A 19,774-nucleotide genomic window follows, 5' to 3' on the forward strand; every position below is an offset into this window, starting at 1 on the left:
AATCCCGCCTCAAATACTTGCAGCGCACGAAACGTCATGTTTAGTGCAGGGAAGTAATATGAAGCGCCTTGCCCTGGCTGTGACGGTCGGGCGGGGCGTTTGCTTCCGGTCCAGCTTTGAAACGGCCAGCTCGTGATTGAATTCTCGCTCCTCTTTGCCCTGGGCTTCCTGACGGCGATCATCATCGGCCTTCTCGTCGCGCCGGCCATTCACCGCCGCATCGTGCGCTTTGCCGAGGACCGCCTGAAGGCGACCATGCCGCTCAGCCCCCAGGAAGTGCGGGCGCAGAAAGATGCCGCCCGCGCCACCTATGCCGCCGAGAACGCCCGCACGCTTCAAGCCCTGAAGCGCGAGCGCGACAAGGGCGTCTCGCTGATGCTCACCAACGAAAAGACGCTGCAGGAGGCCCGCCGCCTGAGTGGCGAGAACGCCGACCTTCACGCCCAGCTTGCCGACATGAACGTCGAGGCCGCCGACATGCGTTCGGCGATCCGCCAGTTCGATCAGCGGCTGGAGCGCATGAAGGCATCGCTGGAGAGCGTCGAGCGCGACAATGTCGGCAAGACCGAGAATATCCAGACGCTCACCAATCAACTGGCGCAGCATGCCACGGATATCGACAATCTGCGGCTCGACCTTGCAGCACGCGAGACCGAGGTGGAAAACCTCAAGAGCCGCATTGCGGGCCTGCGCGACGAGCGCGAGGCGCTGCGCGTGGACCTGAAGACCGAAAGCGCCCACGCCAAGGAGATGGCGCTGCTCCTCGCACGGGACGAGAGCCGCCTGCAGCGGCTGGAAGACAAGCTTGCACGGGAACTGGCCGCGGGTGCTGATCGCGAAAGCGCGCTCGAGCGACGCGCCGATGAAATCGAACGACTGAAGACCAAGGTGAAAGACGTGAATCAGGACATGCGGGATGCAGCCAGGGCCCTGCGCGCGGCGGGTGTCGCCTTCCCCGCGCGCAAGGACCGTCGCGCGAGCGGCAACGAGCCGCCGCAGGGCGCTGCCACCCGCCCTGCGCAGCTCACCGAGCAACCGGTCGCGATGCCGCTGGAAACTGTCGCCCTTTCCGACGAACTCAAGAACCGCGCAACCGCCCTGTCGGAACGCCTGACCAATTCCAGGACCGCCGCCCATGACGATGCCTTGCGCGAGGAAGTGGCCGAAATTGCAGCCGGCATGGTGGCGCTGACGGCAACGCTCGAAGGTGCGGCCTCGCCGATCCTCAGCCTGCTCGCGGGTGACGAAACGAACGACGCGGCGGGCCGCAGGAGCCTGGCAAAGCGGGCAAAGGAAATCCTGCCGCGGGAATAAAGCATGTCGCGCAAAAGTGTGCAGCGGTTTTGCGATAGCGACACGCCTTATACGTGCGTTCCGCGCGGCTCAGATCCGGCCGTTGATCAAGGCAACCTGATGCAGCGCGATCCCGGCTGCCATCGAGACATTGAGGCTGTCGAGCCCGGGCCGCTGGCGAATGCGCGCGGTGCGGACGGATTTCAGGATGGCCGGCGGCAGCCCCTCCCCTTCCGTCCCGACGAGCAAGGCGGTGCGCATGGCCGGCGGTATACCGCCGATATCGGTTTCGCCGGCCGGCGAGAGGCCCCAGATCGCAAACCCCTCGTCCTGCAGCCGTTCGATCAGCGACGCCGCCGACCCCTCGCGCGCAAACGGCACAGTCAGCACCGAGCCGACGGAAACGCGGATCGCCTTGCGGTACATCGGATCGCAGCTCGTCTCGTCCATCAGCACCGCGTCGACGCCGAAGGCGGCCGCATTGCGAAACAGCGAGCCCATATTGTCGTGATTGGAGATGCCGCAGGCGGCGAGAACCAGGCTTGAAGCCGGCAGCGAGGCGAGAAGCGCGTCCCGACCGGCAATCCCGTCGCGCCGCCCGAGCGCCAGCACGCCACGGTGCATGTTGAAGCCGGCAATCGCATCGAACACCGGTGCCGCCGCGACATAAACGGGCACATCCGCGGGAAATCCCGCCAGAACGTCCTCGATGCCGGCCACGCGGCTTTCAAGAAGCAGGATGGCCTCGGCCGCAAGCCCGCGGCCGGAGCGATGCGCCGCCGCCAGCATGCGCAGCACTACCGTGCCTTCGGCGATGAAACGGCCCTGCCGGCCCGTCAGGTCCCGTTCCTTGATCGACACGAACCCGGCGATGCGCGGATCTGCCGGATCATCGATGCGGATCAGGGGCGAGGCGCTTAAGGCCATACCGTCAGTTCGTCCTGACGGTGATGTCGGCAACGATGCGGCCAGCACCGATGTCGAAGACGATGGCACGCGGTTCGGCGCCAGGCAGATTGCCGTAGAAAAGCACCTGCGAGCCCGACAGCGCGACGTTGGTCACCGTGAAGCCGGCAGGGAGGGCTGCGACCGCATTGACCGGCGCCTCGCTCGGAACGGCAATGGCCGCGGATTGCGCCTGCGCGTTTTCGTCCGTGCGGGTCAGCTTGTAGACAATCGTTCCGAGGACAGCCATAAGCATGACCAACATCACGCCTGCCGAGACGAGCTGCAGCCGCACCATCTTGCGGCGTACGTTCTCCATCGCCGGGTCTAGCGGCTTGTCTTCCTGGTCATCGGGCGCGGTCGCGGTCATGGCTGGCCTTTTATCGGATTTAAAACGGAATGAACGACCCCTTTAAACAAGCAGCAGCCAATAGGAAAGTCCTGACGGCGGGCGAGGACGCCGCAGGGCGGCTCGATTCCTTCCTGACCGAGGCGCTTTCGGGCGAATTTTCCCGCAACCGCATCAAGAGCCTGATCGAGCAGGGGGCCGTTTCGATCAACGGCAAGCCGGTGACGGAGCCGAAGAAGAAGGTCCAGCCCGGCGACCATTTCGAGATCGATTTGCCGGAGCCGGAAGATCCGGAGCCGAAGGGCGAGGACATCCCGCTCGACGTGCTCTATGAGGACGACCATCTCATCGTCCTGTGCAAGCCGGCCGGTCTCGTCGTCCATCCCGGCGCCGGCAACTGGACGGGCACGCTCGTCAACGCACTCATTCACCATTGCGGCAACAGCCTATCCGGCATCGGCGGCGTCAAGCGGCCCGGCATTGTCCATCGCCTCGACAAGGAAACGAGCGGGGTCATGGTCGTCGCCAAGAACGACGCCGCCCATCGCCATCTGTCGGACCAGTTTGCCGATCACGGCCGCACCGGCCCGCTCGAGCGCGCCTACCGGGCCGTCGTCTGGGGACGGCCGCGCCAGTTGAAGGGGACCATCGACGCCCCTCTCGGCCGAGCGGGGGACCGCACCAAGCGCGCGGTGAAGCGCGAGGACAGCGACGACGCCCGCGAGGCGATCACCCATTACGAGGTTGTCGAGCGCTATCTGGAAAAGCCCGACGGCACCAGCCTGGCATCAACAGTCGAATGCCACCTCGAGACCGGACGCACCCACCAGATCCGTGTGCATATGGCCCATATCGGCCACCCGCTGATCGGCGACCCGGAATATGGCGCAGCCTTCCGCACCAAGGCCAATCTCCTGCCGGAGGCGGCAAAGTCGGTGGTCAATCAGTTTCATCGACAGGCCCTGCACGCCTTCATGCTGCAGTTCGAGCATCCCTCGACCGGCGAGATCATGCACTTCGAGGCCCCGATGCCTGAAGACATGGAATCCCTGGTCGAGGCCCTGCGGGGTGGAGCGTAACGCTCCCCTTGAAATTCGACCGGGCGATTCCAATCTTAGATGCGCCTCTATTCGTGATCTGTCTCGCCTCCGGCGTCACATGTTAGTGAAACCGGACTCCTTGAATCATGCTTTCGCCGTACTTATTTTGTAGCCTCGTGGGGTCTTGACGAAGACCCACATGCCCGGCCTGCCGCCCGGAGGCCGGAGACTATAGAGGGGGTGCTTCATGGCCCGAAACAATTTGCCGTCCATTGCCGCTGGTGAAGGCGGCCTCAATCGCTATCTCGACGAAATCCGCAAATTTCCCATGCTCGAGCCGCAGGAAGAGTACATGCTCGCCAAGCGGTATCAGGAGCACGATGACCGCAACGCCGCTCACAAGCTCGTCACCAGCCACCTGCGCCTCGTCGCCAAGATCGCGATGGGCTATCGCGGCTATGGCCTGCCGATCGGCGAAGTCGTGTCTGAGGGCAACGTCGGCCTGATGCAGGCCGTCAAGAAGTTCGAGCCTGATCGCGGCTTCCGCCTCGCGACCTACGCGATGTGGTGGATCAAGGCTGCCATCCAGGAATACATCCTGCGCTCCTGGTCGCTGGTAAAGATGGGCACCACTGCCAACCAGAAGCGGCTGTTCTTCAACCTGCGTCGCCTCAAGGGCAAGATCCAGGCGCTCGACGAAGGCGACCTGAAGCCCGAACATGTCAAGGAAATCGCCACGACGCTGAAGGTCAGCGAGGACGAAGTCATCTCGATGAACCGTCGCCTGTCCGGCGATGCTTCGCTGAACGCCCCGATCAAGGCAAGCGAAGGCGAATCCGGACAATGGCAGGATTGGCTCGTCGACGACCACGACAACCAGGAACAGATCCTGATCGAGCAGGACGAACTCGACAGCCGCAAGGCCTTGCTGGCAAACGCGATGAAGGTGCTCAACGATCGTGAACGCCGCATCTTCGAGGCGCGTCGCCTCACCGAGGATCCGTTGACGCTCGAAGACCTGTCGACCGAGTTCGATATCAGCCGCGAGCGGGTGCGCCAGATCGAAGTCAGGGCCTTTGAAAAGGTTCAGGACGCTGTCCGCAAGGCGGCGCTGGAGCGCGCCCAAGCCTTGCGCGTCGTTGAAGGCGCGTAATCCAGGACTGATAGAATCGAAACGAAAAACCCGGCGAGGTTCTCGCCGGGTTTTTTGTTGCCTTCCGTTCGACCTGTCCGGCGTTACTGCCCGGTCGCCGCCGTGTTGCCTGACGATCCCCAGGCGCGCATAGCCTGGCTGAAAGCCTCGTTGCCGCTCTGGCCCTTTTCGAGCGTCAGCAGTGCACGACGGCCATTCCGGTATGTCAGCGGGATATCGATCCAGCCGCGGCTGCGCAGCAGCTCGGTGTTGCTGCCGACCGCTTCGGCAAGGTCGTTGAGCGCGATCATGTGGAAGTCGTCGGTGATCTTGGCGGGCACTGCGATCAGCGCATCGCCGCGATCCTGCTCCGTCCGCTTCATCGAAACACGCTGCACGCCGTCGATGGCCCCGCCCTCGAAGTTCTGCGGCAGCGAGAACACGAACTCGATCACGTGGCTCGCCGGCAGGGACGGATCCGCATTACGCTTGATCGTCATCAGAGCCGTCAGCCCGCGATCCGGGACGGTGATCTGAGCCTGGATTGCCGGTTCCGGCTTGGCGTCGCCCCCCGGAGACTCCTCCTTGACCGACCAGGCGACCGTTCCCGGAATGGCCGTCGGAGAGGATTGGCCGAGCCGCTCCTCGTAGAGGAACATCTTCTCGCCGTTGGCAACAGCCACATCCGGCTGCGCCGGCTGTGCGCCGGGCTGCTGGCCTGCGGCGGGCGTTCCGGCTTCGGCACCGGGCGTGCCGGCAACATTTTCCTGCGGCTTTCCGGCCTCGGTCTGCGGTGCGACGGACTTGCCTTCCTGCGCGGCGCTTTCACCGTTCACGACGGCCGGGCCGGCATCCGTTTCCGAGCCATCGGCAAGCAGGCGCTGGGTAAATTTCGTCGACGTGTCGTCCGGGACAGCCGTGTCGTCATGCGCGCCGGGTTGTTGCACGGCGGTCTCGCCGGTTTGCGCCGGAGGCGTGCTTTGTTCAGCGGGTGTCTCGCCCGAGCTGGAAACAGCTGATGTTATCGATGCCACCACGCCGGAGATCCAGGCATTGCTCGCTTCCCGGTTCTGCCAGTAGGCAAAGCCTCCGCCACCGAGCGCGAGCAGCAGGCCTGCGGCAACGGCCAAGCGCTTGATGCTGAAGCGCGAAGGCTTCGGCGTCGTGCGGTAAGACGTGGGGCGCGAAGGGGCGGCTGCTGGCATCTCGATGCCGCGATCGGCATCTTTGCCCATTGCGGCTCCCGCCGCCGTGGTCGCACCGCCTTCAAGACCGAGAAGATCGTCGATGTGATCCCAGGCCGTACCCGCACGCTCCTGTTGGCTTGCGGTCTCGGCCGAGCCCGCGGCTGGCGCCGGCGATGTCTTTTCGACCGGCCATGACCAATCGGAAATTTCGGCGTCGCTGGCCTTTTGCGCCGGACGTTCGGTAATCGAGGCAAAGGGATCGTCGTCGTCGAACGACCACGAACGGCTGGCATCCGCCTTCGGCGCCGCCGGTTCGATTTCTACAGGCTTTTCCTCGACCGGATGCATGCCCAGAAGCTCAGGCGTGCCGGCATCGTCAACCACGTCGGCCGGTCTTGCATCCAGCGCGGCAGGCGCAGGAGCGGACTTCGTGTCTTCCCAGTCAGGCAGTTCCCATTCCGAGCGCGCCGGCGTTTCCGCGGCAGGTTCGGCAGCGGGCGCATCCCACGTCACTTCCTCAACCGGCTCGGGTTCAGGCTCGATTGCCGGGGCAACCGGAGCATGGTCATAGCTATCTTCAGCCGCAGGCTCGGCGGCCGCGACGATTTCCTCGTCGTGCACCTCAGCAGCGACCGGCAGCTCGTCCTCGACGGGCGGCTCCCAGGTCGTCACGGGCTGCTCCTCGGCGACTTCGACCTGTTCGGCTGCTACCTCGGCATATTCGGCCGGTGCTTCGACCGGCAGGGGCTCGGCATCGCTGACGGCTTCCGGCGCCGGCTGTTCGGCAGCGGCCGTCGCCGGCTCGCTCTCGGCCTCGACCTGTTCGACAGGCGCCTCGACAGCTTCCACCGGTTCCGCCGCCACCGGCTCGGCCGTTTCCACAACCTCAGCCTCTGGCTCGACCCGGTCGATCGCCGGGAGGGCCTCAGCATATTCGCTGTCGACCTCCCCGATCGCGTTTTCGAGCTTCGCCAACTGACGATTGATCATATCATCCGACGGACGCGGATTCATGTTCTCGAGCTGGCGACGCACGGCGGCGCGCGCCTTCTCGTAGACCTTATCCCGCATTTCAGGTGTGTTTTCCGACAGGCCGTCAACGGTCCTGCGAATAACTGCAACAAAATCCGCCATCAGAACTTTCTCATACGCTCAGGCATGTGTTTGCGATCACGACGCAATGTCAGTCCGCCGACACTAGTCCTCAAAGGGGTCCGTCACAAGTATCGTGTCGTCCCGCTCCGGGCTGGTCGAAAGAAGAGCCACGGGTGCGCCGATGAGTTCTTCGACCTGGCGAACATACTTGATCGCCTGTGCCGGAAGATCTGCCCAGCTGCGTGCGCCGACAGTCGATTCCTTCCAGCCTTCGAGTGTAATATAGACTGGCTTTGCCGAAGCTTGCTGCGCCTGGCTTGCCGGAAGATGGTCGATCTGCTGTCCGTCGAGAGTATATCCGACGCAGATCTTCAGTTCATCGAGGCCATCGAGCACGTCGAGCTTGGTCAATGCGATGCCGGTGATGCCGTTGGCGGCAACCGACTGGCGGACGAGCGCAGCATCGAACCAGCCGCAACGGCGCTTGCGCCCGGTGACCGTGCCGAACTCGTGGCCGCGTTCGCCGAGGAACTGACCGATCTCGTCATGCAGCTCGGTCGGGAACGGTCCCTCGCCGACGCGCGTCGTGTAGGCCTTGGTGATGCCGAGGATGTAGCCGAGCGAGCCCGGGCCCATGCCCGAACCGGCCGCTGCCTGGCCGGCAACGGTGTTGGACGAGGTGACGAACGGATAGGTGCCGTGGTCGATATCGAGCAACGTGCCCTGTGCGCCTTCGAACAGGATGCGGGCGCCCTTGCGCCGGGCCTTGTCGAGCAGCACCCAAACGGTGTCCATGAACGGCAGGACCTTGTCGGCAACCGAAGACAGTTCGAGCATGATCGCATCATGGCTGATCTCCGGCTCGCCGAGGCCGCGACGCAGCGCGTTGTGGTGCGTCAGCAGGCGATCGACCTTGGCCGGCAGGGTTTCGAGATCGGCAAGGTCCATCACGCGGATCGCACGGCGACCGACCTTGTCTTCATAGGCCGGGCCGATGCCGCGGCGGGTGGTGCCGATCTTGGTGCCGCTGTTGGAGGCGGCGTCTTCGCGGATGCCGTCGAGTTCGCGGTGCAGCGAGAGAATGAGCGTGGCGTTGTCGGCAACGCGCAGGTTCTCCGGGGTAATCGTGACGCCCTGCTTGCCGAGCTTGTCGATCTCGGCGATCAACGCATGCGGGTCGATGACGACGCCGTTGCCGATGACGGCGAGCTTGCCGGGACGCACGACGCCGGACGGAAGCAGCGACAGCTTGTAGCTGACGCCGTCGATCACCAGGGTATGGCCGGCGTTGTGACCGCCCTGAAAGCGCACGACGATATCCGCGCGTTCCGAGAGCCAATCTACAATCTTGCCTTTGCCTTCATCACCCCACTGGGATCCGACCACCACGACATTCGTCATAATTCTCTTCCTGTTGACGGGCGCAAGTAGGGTTGCGCTGTTCTCAAAACCCGCGCATCTATACTGTGTTGTCTCCGGGAAAGCGACCCCGTTATGACGGGCGTTCCGCCCTTTTTGCATGACAAGCGCTGGATTTAGCGCCTATATCTGGCGTCTCTCCCGCCCTTTCGGCAATCGATCCCCGTCATCCCAGCAGGTTGCAGCATCGTGAATTCCAGGGCCTATTTCTATCTCTGCGTCACAGCACTCTTCTGGGGCGGCAATTCCGTGGCCGGAAAAATGGCCGTCGGGCATGTCAGTCCGATGATGTTGACGACCCTTCGCTGGGTGTTTGCGCTCCTCGTCATCCTCGTGCTGATGACGCCGCAGATCCGTCGCGACTGGGAGAAGATCAAGCAGCATTGGCTGCAGCTGCTCGCCTATGGGGCGATCGGCTTCACCACCTTCAACGCCCTGCTCTATTCCGCGCTGAAATATACGAGCGCGATCAACGCCGTCATCCTGCAGGCCGGCATTCCGATGCTGATCTTCCTGTTCAACTTCATGCTGTTTCGGACCCGCGCTTCGATCGCCCAGGTGATCGGCTTCACCGTGACGCTGGTCGGCGTGCTGATCACCGCCGCGCACGGCGACATCGCCAGCCTGCTGCAGTTGGAGTTCAATTTCGGCGACGCCCTGATGATTGCCGCCTGCATCGTTTATGCCGCCTATACCGTCGCACTGCGCTGGAAGCCCGCGATGCATTGGCAGAGCTTCATCGCGGCCCCCGCCTTCGGCGCGCTGCTCAGCGCCGTTCCGCTGCTGTTCTGGGAAATCGGCAACGGCACGGCGATCGTTCCTGACATGACCGGCTGGATCATCGTCCTCTACGCCGCCATATTCCCGTCGTTGATGTCGCAGGTGCTCTACGTGCGCGGCGTCGAGATGATCGGCGCCAACCGTGCCGGGCTCTTCATCAATGCCATCCCGGTCTTCGGCACGTTGCTGTCGGTGATGCTGGTCGGCGAGACATTCCATACCTTCCATTTCATCGCCTTGCTGCTTGTTCTCGGCGGCATCGCCATTGCTGAGAAGGGTCGGCCGAAGCACTGATACCAACCTGCGCGCCTGCGTAGTGAAGTGCCCGTATTGCAATCTCTAGACCTGGGGAGACACTTTAAGGCTTGGTTAGCAGATGAATGTTTCTGTCCGACCCAGATTTTCTTCCCGGGGCTAAGGCAGTGAAAAATATTAGAATTTCGACACGTATCTACTTGCTGACGGCGAACAGTCGGTCGGGCTTCGCGAGATCAACACCGCCGTCAACCAGATGGATCAGATGACGCAGCAGAACGCCGCGATGGTGGAGCAGACCTCGGCTGCCAGCCAGACGCTCGCCTCGGAAAGCAGCGTTCTCGCCGGCCGGCTGGCGCATTTCACCGTCGAGGAAAAGCAGTGGCGTCCTGCCGCCCGTCATGCGGCCTGATTCCATAGGGGCACAACCGAGACTAAGGCGCCGGCCGAGCCGGCGCCTTACAGCGCCGCGCGTCTGTTGAGACGCGCAAAGGTCGCTGTAACACTTTGAGTTGCTGCATAATTTCGTCCTTAAATCGATTCCGATTTAAGGAATTATGCAGTAGTTGTTTCAGGCGAGTGCGCGTTCCATGTAGACTGCATCTTCGCCGTAGCTTGCAAGCTTGCTTGCCAGCCGCGCGTCCATGCGGACCGAAAACCCTTGCCGCTCCCAGAAGCCGCGCGAGCCGTTGACCGAGACCAGCGACATCGAGCGATAGCCTTCCGACCGGGCGATATCGGCAAGCAACGGGACGACGTTGCCCCCTGCCCCGGATCCGCGCGTCTCCGGTAACAGCGCCAGATCGTGAATGTACCAGGTGTCGGCGGCTGCCGGGATCTCTCCCAGCATCGAGTTCAGCGAGGGCGGCGCCCGCCTGACCCAGGGATGGCTCAGCACATAGCCCTGGGCAACGCCGCCGACCTCCAGCATGAAGCAGCCCTCTGGGCTCAACTCCAGCCGGTCGGCAAGCACGTGGCCGTCCTCGGGAAACGCCTCATGTACCACCAGCTGAATTTCAGAGACCGAAACGAGATCGGGAAGGCTGGCTTCGCGCCAGCGGAATGTCTGTCCTGCCATGGCTGTCATCAACATTTCAAACCGAAAGAACGCACCGGCTTGTCCCGATGCGTTCCTGGTCGTTCTCGAGTTTAATCTTGGCCGTTTGTCGCAAAGCAGGCCGTTCGCTAAAGCGCATCGCGATCTATAGGATTCGCTTGCTGCGCTTTAGCTCGTGTTTCTGCGCATGTCGTTATCGCAAAACCGCTGCGCACTTTTGCGCGACATGCTCAGCGCATCGGCCCGAAAATCATGCCCGGTTTGCGCCCGCAAGCCTCGCCCACCACCCGGCGGGCAAGGCTGATGCATCGGTGCTCATTCGACGTTGAACACCAGCGGCTTTGCCTGGCGGATAGCGGCGTTGGCGCGCAGCTTGTCAAGCACGACCTCGGAAACCGGGCCGTCAACATAGAGCAGTGCGATCGCGTCGCCGGCTTCCTTCTCGCGCCCGAGCTGGAAGTTGGCAATGTTGACGCCGGCATCACCGAGCGTCATGCCGATGAAGCCGATCATCCCCGGAACGTCTGTGTTGGTGATGTAGACCATATGGCTACCGACATCCGCGTCAAGGTTGATGCCCTTGATCTGGATGAAGCGCGGCTTGCCGTCGGAGAACACCGTGCCGGCGACCGAGCGGGTCTGGTTGGCGGTCTTGACCGTCAACTTGATGTAGCCGTCGAAGACGCCGGTCTTGTCGCGCTTGACCTCGGAAAGGATGATGCCCTTTTCCTTGATCATGATCGGTGCCGAAACCATGTTGACGTCGGCAACCTGCGGCCGGATGAGGCCGGCGAGCACGGCGCTGGTCAGCGCCTTGGTGTTCATCGACGCGGTCGCACCGTCGTAAAGGATCTCGATTTCCTTGATCGCGCTTTCGGTCACCTGGCCGACGAAGGCGCCAAGCACGTCGGCAAGCCGGATGAAGGGTTTCAGGATCGGCGCTTCTTCGGCAGTGATCGAGGGCATGTTGATCGCGTTGGAGACGGCACCCTTGATGAGATAGTCCGACATCTGTTCGGCAACCTGCAGGGCAACGTTCTCCTGCGCTTCCGTGGTGGAGGCGCCGAGATGCGGGGTGCAGACGACGTTCGGCAGGCCGAAGAGCGGGCTTTCCGTTGCCGGCTCGACCTCGAACACGTCGAAGCCGGCGCCGGCGACATGGCCGGACTTGATCGCGTCGGCCAGCGCCTTCTCGTCGACGAGACCGCCACGGGCGCAGTTGATGATGCGCACACCGGGCTTGGTCTTGGCAAGCGCTTCGGCATTCAGGATGCTGCGGGTCTTGTCCGTCAGCGGCACGTGCAGGGTGATGAAGTCGGCCTGCGCCAGCAGCTCGTCGAGCTCGACCTTGGTGACGCCCATTTCCTCGGCACGCTCCTTCGACAGGAACGGGTCATAGGCCAGCACGTGCATCTTGAGGCCGATGGCGCGCGAGCAGACGATCGAGCCGATGTTGCCGGCGCCGATGACGCCGAGCATCTTGCCGGTGATTTCGACACCCATGAAGCGGGACTTCTCCCACTTGCCGGCCTGCGTCGAGGTATCGGCGGCCGGAAGCTGGCGAGCAACGGCAAAAAGCAGCGCTATCGCGTGTTCGGCGGTGGTGATCGAATTGCCGAAAGGCGTGTTCATGACGATGATACCGCGGCGCGAGGCCGCCGGGATATCGACATTGTCGACGCCGATGCCGGCGCGGCCGATGACCTTGAGGTTGGTCGCAGCCGCGATCAGCTTCTCGGTCGCCTTGGTGGCCGAGCGGATGGCAAGGCCGTCATAGTTGCCGATGATTTCGGCAAGCTTGTCCTTGTCCTTGCCGAGCTTCGGCTGGAAATCGACGTCGACGCCGCGGTCGCGGAAGATCTGGACGGCGGTTTCCGACAGTTCGTCGGATACGAGAACGCGAGGTGCCATGATGGCCTCCTTGAAAAGATCAGGTCTGAACGGGAATGCGGTACAAGGGCTTCGCTCCCCATCGAGAGCGAAGCGGATCACTTGGATCAGGCCGCTGCCTGCGACAGCGTCGCCTTCTGGGTCTCGAAAGCCCAGGTCAGCCACGGCATCAGCGCTGCCATGTCGGATGCCTCGATCGTGGCGCCGGCCCAGATTCTGAGACCGGAAGGTGCGTCGCGATAATGGCCGACGTCGAACGCGACACCTTCCTTTTCGAGCAGGGCAACGACGCCCTTGGCAAAGGCCGCCTGTCCGTCCGCATCAAGTGCTGCGACGTCCTTGTCGGCTATCTTCAGGCAGACCGACGTATTGGAGCGGGTCTCGTCCTTGACCGCCAGATTGGCGATCCAGCCGTTGGCTGCAACGAAGTCGAAGATCACCTTGGCATTGGCGTCGGCACGCGCCATCAGACCCTTGAGCCCGCCAACCTTCTCAGCCCAGACGAGCGCGTCGATATAGTCTTCGACGCAGAGCATCGACGGCGTGTTGATGGTCTCGCCGGTGAAGATGCCTTCGATCAGCTTGCCGCCGGAAGTCATGCGGAAGATCTTCGGCAGCGGCCAGGCCGGAACGTAGGTCAGCAGGCGCTCGACGGCACGCGGCGAAAGAATGATGACGCCGTGTGCACCCTCGCCGCCGAGAACCTTCTGCCAGGAGAAGGTAACGACATCGAGCTTGGCGAAATCGAGGTTCTGCGCAAAGGCGGCAGACGTCGCGTCGCAAATGGTCAGGCCCTTGCGGTCGGCCGGAATGAAGTCGGCGTTCGGAACGCGGACGCCCGAAGTGGTGCCGTTCCAGGTGAAGACGACGTCACGGTCGAAATCGATCTTGGAGAGATCGGGAAGTTCGCCGTAACCGGCTTCGAACTTGCGCACATCGGCGAGCTTCAGCTGCTTGACAACGTCGGTCACCCAGCCGGCGCCAAAGCTTTCCCAGGCGACCATGTCGACGCCACGCTGGCCGAGCATCGACCAGAGCGCCATTTCGACGGCGCCGGTATCGGAAGCCGGCACGATGCCGATGCGGTAATCGGCCGGCACTTCAAGAATGTCACGGGTAAGATCGATGGCCTGCTTGAGCTTCGTCTTGCCGACCTTGGCGCGGTGCGAACGACCGAGCGGAGCGTCGGAGAGAGCATCGAGCGACCAACCGGGGCGCTTCGAGCAAGGGCCAGAAGAAAAATGGGTGTTGTTCGGACGGGTGTCCGGCTTGGCAGGCTTCGTCATGTGCTATCCTTCCAGATAGATAGCCCTTCGTTGGGGAAGGGTGTCCCGCCGTCGGAAATATTGCGGGTCCGGAAGGAAGTCAAGCGACTTGTGTCGCAATCGAGAAAATTTATGGCGCCGGGGGCAAGATCAGCAAAGGCAGAACCATACCCGCCGACCGATTGTTACCAGAACGAGAACCGCAGGCCCGCTCTGATCTCGTGACGGGAAAGACCGTCGTCGAAGCCTTTTGCGCCGCTCGCCCCGGCAAGCGCCTCGGCGCCGAAGCCGAACATCTCGCCGTCGCCGATATGCGAATAGCGGTAGCCGACATCGAGCTTCAGGCGATCGCTCAGATCGTAGGAGACGCCGGCCATCAGCGCATAGGTGAAGCGCCAGCTGTCGCGACCGTCAAATGAGGTTGTGGCCGGAGCACCGGCGCAGGCGCCGCCACCAGCAACGCAACTCTCGCTCGCAAATGCTGTATTCCAGCGCAGATTGGTCACGCCGATACCGGCGCCGAGATAGGGCGTGAAGCCGGCCAGGGTTCCGAAGTCGACATAGGCGTTCGCCATCAGGCCCAGCGCGGAAAAATCTGCCGTCGTGGAAAAGGCGCAGGACGTGCCCGCCCCCTGCCCGGCGCAGGGGTTGGCGCCAAGCGACGAGCCGTCGAAGCGACCCTCGAAATAATCGGCCGTGAGGTCAGCGCGGAAGGTGTCGGTGATCTGGTAGCCGAGGCCGATCGTGCCCGAAAGCGGCTTGCCGAAGCGTGCACCGTCGAAGGGAATATTGCTGTAGCTGCCGGTTCCCGCGTCGAAGGTGCGGTAGGAGGGATCGCCCTCGTCGCGCCAGCCGCCGTAACCGATGTCACCACGCAGATAGAGGCCGCTGCTGCCGGTTGCTTCCCGGGCAATCGTGATTTCGGGGGCGTCGATCAGCGCCTCGTCTGCGGCAAGCGCAGGACCTGAGAGGAACAGACCGATGAACGCGGCTCCGCAGATCCCGTTTCGCCATTCCATGCCCATGCCCTTTCGCTGCAATTACCGTCGCCGGACGGGCTGCACCCACCGGCTGCTTTGTTCGGCGTTAACTATTGCAGACGGAGGTTAACTCCCGGTTAACCATGCCCGTTAGGAGTTGCGCAAAGCTTTGGGCAAGACGACAAAGACCGCCCAAGGGCGGCCTTTGCGATTTTCGGTATTGCGTCGCTTACTTGTAGACGATCGGCTCCGGTGGCGGTTCGTAAGGAACTTCGCAGACATTGCCGAAGGAATAGCGCAGACCGGCGCGCGCCTCATGGATGTAGAAGCCCTCGTCGGAACCCGGACCGCCACCGTTGGCGTAGCCGAACATGTCGCCATCATCGACCTGGCGGAAGCGGTAGCCGACATCTGCCTTGAGATTGCAGGTCAGGTCGATGGCAGTACCGGCCATGAGCGCGTAGGTAAAGCGCCACTTGCTCTCGCCATCGTGCTCCGTCGTCGGGTCGCACCTACTGGGGTCCCCGATTACGCAGCTGGTGTTGCGCAGCTTGCCCCACTTGACGTGCGTGGCACCGATACCGGCGCCGACATAAGGGGTGAAGGCGCCGTAGGTGCCGATGTCGACATAGGCGTTGGCCATCAAGCTCCAAGCGGAAACCGAGCTTACATCGCGCGACCTGCAGGGCTCGCCCGGGAAGCTGCCGCATTCGCCTAAGGTCGAGCCGGTAAAGTCGCCGTCGCCCCAATAGTCGAGCGTGACGTCGGTGCGCAGGTAGTTGTTGAACTGGTAACCGACACCGCCGCCAATCACCCAGGAGTCATCGATATCGGCCGATTCGAAGTCGGTTATGGAGCCGCTCGGCCCCCCCTGGTAGAAATGCGCACCCCGCAGTTTGTTCCAGGCATAACCGACGTCGCCACGCAAATACCAGCCGCTGGTCTGGATCACTTCAGCCGGCTGCTCGACGATCGGTGCTTCCACGGGGGGTTGGTAAATGTCGGCAGCAAAAGCTGCTGTGCCGCTGAGCAAGACTGCAACAACGCCACTCAAAATTCTCTTCATGGCCCACTCCAATACATTCGTTGCTTGGCGCACCATGAAAATGGCGTCCAAATCCTGACGTTGGCTATGGATAATGAGGGGGAAAGGTTAAGCTCCGATTAACTACAAAAGTTTACCGTGTGCATTAACGAACGTTAATACTCCAAGCTGTTGCATGTTGTTCTTGGCAGACAAAGAAAAGGCCGGTGAATCTCACCAGCCCTGGAGGAAACTGCCGGATGTGTGCTTTCAGAGCGTTTCCGGTTTAGATGGAATCGCAGAAACGCTCTATCTCTTTGTTTTACGCATTTCCTGACGGAAAACCGCTGCGCACTTTTCCTGGAAAGCTTTAGGCAGCGTTGCGCGCGCTGCCGATGACATTGATCAGCCCGTCGACGATCCGCTCGACCTGGCTGCGGTCATCGCCCTCGGCCATCACCCGGATCAGCGGCTCCGTGCCTGACGGACGGATCAGCAGGCGGCCGGACTTGGCAAGCTCGGCTTCGGCATCGGCGATCGCCTGCCGCACGGTTGCGTCCTCAAGTGGCTTACCGGCCGAAACCCGCACGTTCTTCAGCACCTGCGGCACCGGCTCGAAGCGATGGCAAACCTCGCTCACCGGCTTGCCGAGGCGCTTGACGACCGCAAGGATCTGCAGCGCGGCCACGAGACCGTCACCGGTCGTGCCGAAGTCCGACAGCACGATGTGGCCGGACTGCTCGCCACCGACATTCAACCCCTCCTGGCGCATCTGCTCGACGACATAGCGGTCGCCGACCTTTGTGCGATGCAGGTCGATGCCGCGGCTCTTGAGATAGCGCTCCAGACCCAGGTTGGACATGACGGTTGCGGCAATCGCGCCGCCGCGCAGCGTGCCGTCCTCGGCCCAGCTGTCGGCGATCACAGCCATCAGCTGGTCGCCGTCGATGACAGTACCGTTTTCGTCAACGATCAGAACCCGGTCGGCGTCGCCGTCAAGCGCGATGCCGATGTCGGCGCGCACCTCATGCACCTTCCTGGAAAGCGCTGCCGGATGGGTCGAGCCGCAATCGAGGTTGATGTTCACCCCGTTCGGCTCTGTGCCGATCGTCACCACTTCGGCGCCGAGTTCCCACAGCGCCTGGGGTGCAACCTTGTAGGCGGCGCCGTTGGCGCAATCGATGGCGATCCGCAGGCCTTGAAGGGTGACATCGCGCGGCAGAGTGCGCTTGGCATGTTCGAGATAACGATAAATGTCGCCGTCGACGCGCTTGGCGCGGCCGATGTCTTCGGCCTTGGCGAGCTGCCCCGAAAGATCCTGGTCGAGCAGCGCTTCGATCTTGGCTTCGATATCGTCGGAGAGCTTGTAGCCGTCGGGGCCGAACAGCTTGATGCCATTGTCCTGGAACGGATTGTGTGACGCCGAGATCATCACGCCGATATCGGCGCGCAGCGAGCGCGTCAGCATGGCAACGCCGGGCGTCGGGATCGGTCCGAGTAGAAACACGTCGAGACCTGCCGCCGTGAAGCCGGCGACCATGGCGTTTTCAAGCATATAGCCGGAAAGACGCGTGTCCTTGCCGATCACCACCCGGTGGCGGTGGGCGCCATTTCGGAAGATCGTGCCAACGGCGATGCCGACCCGCATGGCGAGATCCGGCGTCATCGGAAAAATGTTGGACTGACCGCGGATACCGTCCGTGCCGAAATACTTGCGCTTCATAAGAACTCCATCGTTCTGCTGGGTCAATGCCGGCTTTGCCTGCTTCACCTGTCTGCGCGCGCCGCGACTGGGTTTCATTGACCAGACCTCATATCATTCCGGCTGTTGCCGTTGCTCGCCCATGACTTCGACACCGAAGCAAAGGCTGAGAGCATTTCGATTCTTCTTTGACACAAAACCAATGCAAACGGCAGCGACGATAGCATCAGAAATCATTACATCGCGTTACCAAGTGCAATTCGGTGCGGGGCAACAAAAAGCCGCCGCACCCTCCGGCGCGGCGGCTCTTGAGATAAGCGTCTGAACCAAGACCGCTATTGCGGCTGCGGCTCGAAACCACCTTCGGACTCTTCGCCCTTGCTGCCCGACGAGCCCTCTTTCTTGACCCCGGCCGAAGGCACGGCGGAGCCGCGATGCGGCGGCGTGTCGTCGCCAAGGTCGCGCGCCGGCTTTTCGCCGCGGATCAACGACTTGATCTCTTCGCCCGTCAGGGTTTCGTATTCCAGCAGGCCTTCCGCCAGTGCCACAAACTCGTGGTTCTTCTCGGTCAGGACCGTGCGCGCTGTTTCATAGGCTTCATCGATCAGACGACGGATTTCGTTGTCGATCTTCTGAGCCGTTGCTTCCGAAACGTTCTTCTGCTGGGCGACAGAATGGCCAAGGAAGATTTCCTGCTGGTTCTCGCCATAGGAAACCTGACCGAGCTGGTCGGAGAAGCCCCACTGTGTGACCATCGCACGGGCAAGCTTGGTCGCCTGCTCGATGTCGGACGATGCGCCGGAGGTAATGTTCTCCTTGCCGAAGGTCAGTTCTTCAGCGACGCGTCCGCCCATCATGATGGCAAGCCGCGAGACCATCCACTTGTAGCTCATGGAGTAGCGGTCGCCTTCCGGCAGCTGCATCACCATGCCCAGCGCCCGTCCGCGCGGAATGATCGTCGCCTTGTGCAGCGGATCGGCCGAGGGAACGTTGAGCGCCAGGATCGCGTGACCGGCTTCGTGATAGGCGGTCAGCTTCTTTTCCGCTTCGGTCATGGCGGAGGAGCGGCGCTCCGCACCCATCATGATCTTGTCCTTGGCGTCTTCGAACTCAAGCATGGTGACGACGCGCTTGTTGCGGCGCGCAGCCATCAGGGCAGCCTCGTTGACGAGGTTCATCAGGTCGGCGCCGGAGAAGCCGGGCGTGCCGCGGGCCAGAACCTTGAGGTCGACGTTCGGCGCCAGCGGCACGTTGCGAACGTGCACCTTGAGGATGCGCTCGCGACCGTTGATGTCGGGGTTCGGCACGACGACCTGACGGTCGAAACGACCCGGACGCAGAAGGGCCGGATCGAGAACGTCGGGGCGGTTGGTCGCCGCAATCAGGATGATGCCTTCGTTGGCTTCAAAGCCGTCCATCTCGACCAGCAACTGGTTGAGCGTCTGCTCGCGTTCATCGTTGCCGCCGCCGAGACCGGCGCCACGATGGCGACCGACCGCGTCGATTTCGTCGATGAAAATGATGCAGGGCGCATTCTTCTTGGCCTGCTCGAACATATCGCGCACACGGCTTGCGCCGACGCCGACGAACATTTCGACGAAGTCCGAACCGGAGATGGTGAAGAACGGAACATTGGCTTCGCCGGCAACCGAGCGGGCAAGCAGCGTCTTACCGGTACCGGGAGGGCCGACGAGCAGCACGCCGCGCGGAATGCGGCCGCCGAGGCGCTGGAACTTCTGCGGGTCGCGCAGGAATTCGACGATTTCTTCCAGGTCCTGCTTGGCTTCGTCGACACCGGCGACGTCGTCAAAAGTGACGCGGCCATGCGCTTCCGTCAGGAGCTTGGCCTTGGATTTGCCAAAGCCCATCGCGCCACGCGAACCACCCTGCATCTGGCGCATGAAGAACAGCCAGACGCCGAGGATCAAAAGCATCGGCAGCAGCGTGCCGATATAGCTCAGGAACCCGGAGGAACCGTCGGTTTCCGGACGAACGGTCACCGTCACGTCCTTGGCTTCCAGACGCTCGGTGAGCGCGGTGTCGACCGAAGGCGCATAGGTCTGGAACGTCGCGCCGCTTTCAGAATAGCTGCCGATGACCTTCGAGCCGGTGATCACGACTTCCTTGACGCGGCTCGCATCGACGTCCTTGAGGAACTGCGAGAACGGAATCTCGCGCGAGCCGGTGCGCTCGGTCGGCTGCTGAAACATGCTAAACAGCGCGATCAGCAAAAGCGCTATGATTGCCCATAGGGCAAAATTACGAAAATTAGGGTTCATCGAACTCCCCGGAACCTGTCACAACCCGCACATTTCGCCGGGCCGCTTTCTTGCCCCTAACATAGGGTTCTGGCGGCGCCTT

General features: G+C 62.5%; 15 protein-coding genes and 1 pseudogene. 5 read left to right on the forward strand and 11 right to left on the reverse strand.

Annotation, left to right across the window (positions count from 1 at the left end; all coding sequences use genetic code 11):
- The first annotated feature begins 132 nt into the window (after positions 1–132).
- Entirely contained in the window at positions 133–1,314 is a 1,182-nt protein-coding gene (locus tag BC363_RS18085) for a hypothetical protein (RefSeq protein WP_065780890.1), read from the forward strand.
- A 69-nt stretch (positions 1,315–1,383) separates the two neighbouring features.
- On the opposite strand, the gene BC363_RS18090 is transcribed toward BC363_RS18085, so the two are convergent.
- Together BC363_RS18090 and BC363_RS18095 are read right to left on the reverse strand one after the other, a co-directional pair.
- Positions 1,384–2,220: an RNA methyltransferase gene (locus BC363_RS18090; protein WP_065780891.1), complete on the reverse strand. Its 837-nt coding sequence runs from the start codon at positions 2,218–2,220 to the stop codon at positions 1,384–1,386.
- A 4-nt stretch (positions 2,221–2,224) separates the two neighbouring features.
- The gene (locus BC363_RS18095; RefSeq protein ID WP_065780892.1) at positions 2,225–2,608 is read right to left on the reverse strand and encodes a hypothetical protein; all 384 of its coding nucleotides are present in this window, start codon (positions 2,606–2,608) and stop codon (positions 2,225–2,227) included.
- Positions 2,609–2,637: 29 nt separating this feature from the next.
- On the opposite strand from BC363_RS18095, the gene BC363_RS18100 reads away from it, so the two are divergent.
- Both BC363_RS18100 and rpoH read left to right on the forward strand, forming a co-directional pair.
- The gene (locus BC363_RS18100; protein WP_065780893.1) at positions 2,638–3,666 is read left to right on the forward strand and encodes an RluA family pseudouridine synthase; all 1,029 of its coding nucleotides are present in this window, start codon (positions 2,638–2,640) and stop codon (positions 3,664–3,666) included.
- A gap of 208 nt (positions 3,667–3,874) precedes the next feature.
- Positions 3,875–4,780, forward strand: a complete 906-nt coding sequence (gene rpoH / locus BC363_RS18105) for an RNA polymerase sigma factor RpoH (RefSeq protein ID WP_065780894.1) — start codon at positions 3,875–3,877, stop codon at positions 4,778–4,780.
- 83 nt (positions 4,781–4,863) lie between these two features.
- On the opposite strand, the gene BC363_RS18110 is transcribed toward rpoH, so the two are convergent.
- Positions 4,864–7,080, reverse strand: a complete 2,217-nt coding sequence (locus tag BC363_RS18110) for a hypothetical protein (protein WP_065780895.1) — start codon at positions 7,078–7,080, stop codon at positions 4,864–4,866.
- A 63-nt stretch (positions 7,081–7,143) separates the two neighbouring features.
- Positions 7,144–8,442 (reverse strand): adenylosuccinate synthase, encoded by a 1,299-nt coding sequence (locus BC363_RS18115; protein WP_065780896.1) that lies wholly within the window; start codon positions 8,440–8,442, stop codon positions 7,144–7,146.
- 207 nt (positions 8,443–8,649) lie between these two features.
- On the opposite strand from BC363_RS18115, the gene BC363_RS18120 reads away from it, so the two are divergent.
- Together BC363_RS18120 and BC363_RS33615 are read left to right on the forward strand one after the other, a co-directional pair.
- Positions 8,650–9,534 carry a DMT family transporter gene (locus tag BC363_RS18120; RefSeq protein WP_065780897.1) on the forward strand — a complete coding sequence of 295 codons (885 nt, stop codon included), beginning with the start codon at positions 8,650–8,652 and terminating at the stop codon, positions 9,532–9,534.
- 172 nt (positions 9,535–9,706) lie between these two features.
- Positions 9,707–9,907 (forward strand): annotated as a pseudogene (locus BC363_RS33615) (chemotaxis protein); the annotation flags it as partial.
- 159 nt (positions 9,908–10,066) lie between these two features.
- On the opposite strand, the gene BC363_RS18130 reads toward BC363_RS33615, so the two are convergent.
- From BC363_RS18130 to ftsH, 7 genes are all read right to left on the reverse strand, one after another.
- On the reverse strand, positions 10,067–10,573 hold the full coding sequence (locus BC363_RS18130) for a GNAT family N-acetyltransferase (protein WP_065793322.1): 507 nt from the start codon (positions 10,571–10,573) through the stop codon (positions 10,067–10,069).
- Positions 10,574–10,867: 294 nt separating this feature from the next.
- Entirely contained in the window at positions 10,868–12,463 is a 1,596-nt protein-coding gene (gene serA / locus BC363_RS18135; RefSeq protein WP_065780900.1) for a phosphoglycerate dehydrogenase, read from the reverse strand.
- A gap of 86 nt (positions 12,464–12,549) precedes the next feature.
- The gene (locus BC363_RS18140) at positions 12,550–13,728 is read right to left on the reverse strand and encodes a phosphoserine transaminase (RefSeq protein WP_065780901.1); all 1,179 of its coding nucleotides are present in this window, start codon (positions 13,726–13,728) and stop codon (positions 12,550–12,552) included.
- Between the two features lie 164 nt (positions 13,729–13,892).
- Positions 13,893–14,726 carry an outer membrane protein gene (locus tag BC363_RS18145; protein ID WP_065781131.1) on the reverse strand — a complete coding sequence of 278 codons (834 nt, stop codon included), beginning with the start codon at positions 14,724–14,726 and terminating at the stop codon, positions 13,893–13,895.
- A gap of 190 nt (positions 14,727–14,916) precedes the next feature.
- Positions 14,917–15,753 (reverse strand): outer membrane protein, encoded by an 837-nt coding sequence (locus BC363_RS18150; RefSeq protein ID WP_083223386.1) that lies wholly within the window; start codon positions 15,751–15,753, stop codon positions 14,917–14,919.
- Positions 15,754–16,081: 328 nt separating this feature from the next.
- On the reverse strand, positions 16,082–17,434 hold the full coding sequence (gene glmM, locus BC363_RS18155) for a phosphoglucosamine mutase (protein WP_065781133.1): 1,353 nt from the start codon (positions 17,432–17,434) through the stop codon (positions 16,082–16,084).
- Between the two features lie 314 nt (positions 17,435–17,748).
- Positions 17,749–19,692 carry an ATP-dependent zinc metalloprotease FtsH gene (gene ftsH, locus BC363_RS18160; protein WP_065780903.1) on the reverse strand — a complete coding sequence of 648 codons (1,944 nt, stop codon included), beginning with the start codon at positions 19,690–19,692 and terminating at the stop codon, positions 17,749–17,751.
- Positions 19,693–19,774: the final 82 nt, after the last annotated feature.

Origin of the sequence: Ensifer sp. LC384 (assembly GCF_001695865.1) — a bacterium.
In the GTDB taxonomy this organism is placed as follows: Bacteria; Pseudomonadota; Alphaproteobacteria; order Rhizobiales; family Rhizobiaceae; genus Ensifer.

Excerpts from the sequence above, each read along its gene's own strand:
- BC363_RS18130 (WP_065793322.1), bottom strand. The coding sequence starts at position 10,573 with ATGGCAGGACAGACATTCCGCTGGCGCGAAGCCAGCCTTCCCGATCTC.
- BC363_RS18100 (WP_065780893.1), top strand. The coding sequence starts at position 2,638 with ATGAACGACCCCTTTAAACAAGCAGCAGCCAATAGGAAAGTCCTGACG.
- BC363_RS18140 (WP_065780901.1), bottom strand. The coding sequence starts at position 13,728 with ATGACGAAGCCTGCCAAGCCGGACACCCGTCCGAACAACACCCATTTT.
- BC363_RS18145 (WP_065781131.1), bottom strand. The coding sequence starts at position 14,726 with ATGGAATGGCGAAACGGGATCTGCGGAGCCGCGTTCATCGGTCTGTTC.
- ftsH (WP_065780903.1), bottom strand. The coding sequence starts at position 19,692 with ATGAACCCTAATTTTCGTAATTTTGCCCTATGGGCAATCATAGCGCTT.
- BC363_RS18150 (WP_083223386.1), bottom strand. The coding sequence starts at position 15,753 with ATGAAGAGAATTTTGAGTGGCGTTGTTGCAGTCTTGCTCAGCGGCACA.
- BC363_RS18110 (WP_065780895.1), bottom strand. The coding sequence starts at position 7,080 with ATGGCGGATTTTGTTGCAGTTATTCGCAGGACCGTTGACGGCCTGTCG.
- BC363_RS18115 (WP_065780896.1), bottom strand. The coding sequence starts at position 8,442 with ATGACGAATGTCGTGGTGGTCGGATCCCAGTGGGGTGATGAAGGCAAA.
- glmM (WP_065781133.1), bottom strand. The coding sequence starts at position 17,434 with ATGAAGCGCAAGTATTTCGGCACGGACGGTATCCGCGGTCAGTCCAAC.
- serA (WP_065780900.1), bottom strand. The coding sequence starts at position 12,463 with ATGGCACCTCGCGTTCTCGTATCCGACGAACTGTCGGAAACCGCCGTC.
- rpoH (WP_065780894.1), top strand. The coding sequence starts at position 3,875 with ATGGCCCGAAACAATTTGCCGTCCATTGCCGCTGGTGAAGGCGGCCTC.
- BC363_RS18090 (WP_065780891.1), bottom strand. The coding sequence starts at position 2,220 with ATGGCCTTAAGCGCCTCGCCCCTGATCCGCATCGATGATCCGGCAGAT.
- BC363_RS18095 (WP_065780892.1), bottom strand. The coding sequence starts at position 2,608 with ATGACCGCGACCGCGCCCGATGACCAGGAAGACAAGCCGCTAGACCCG.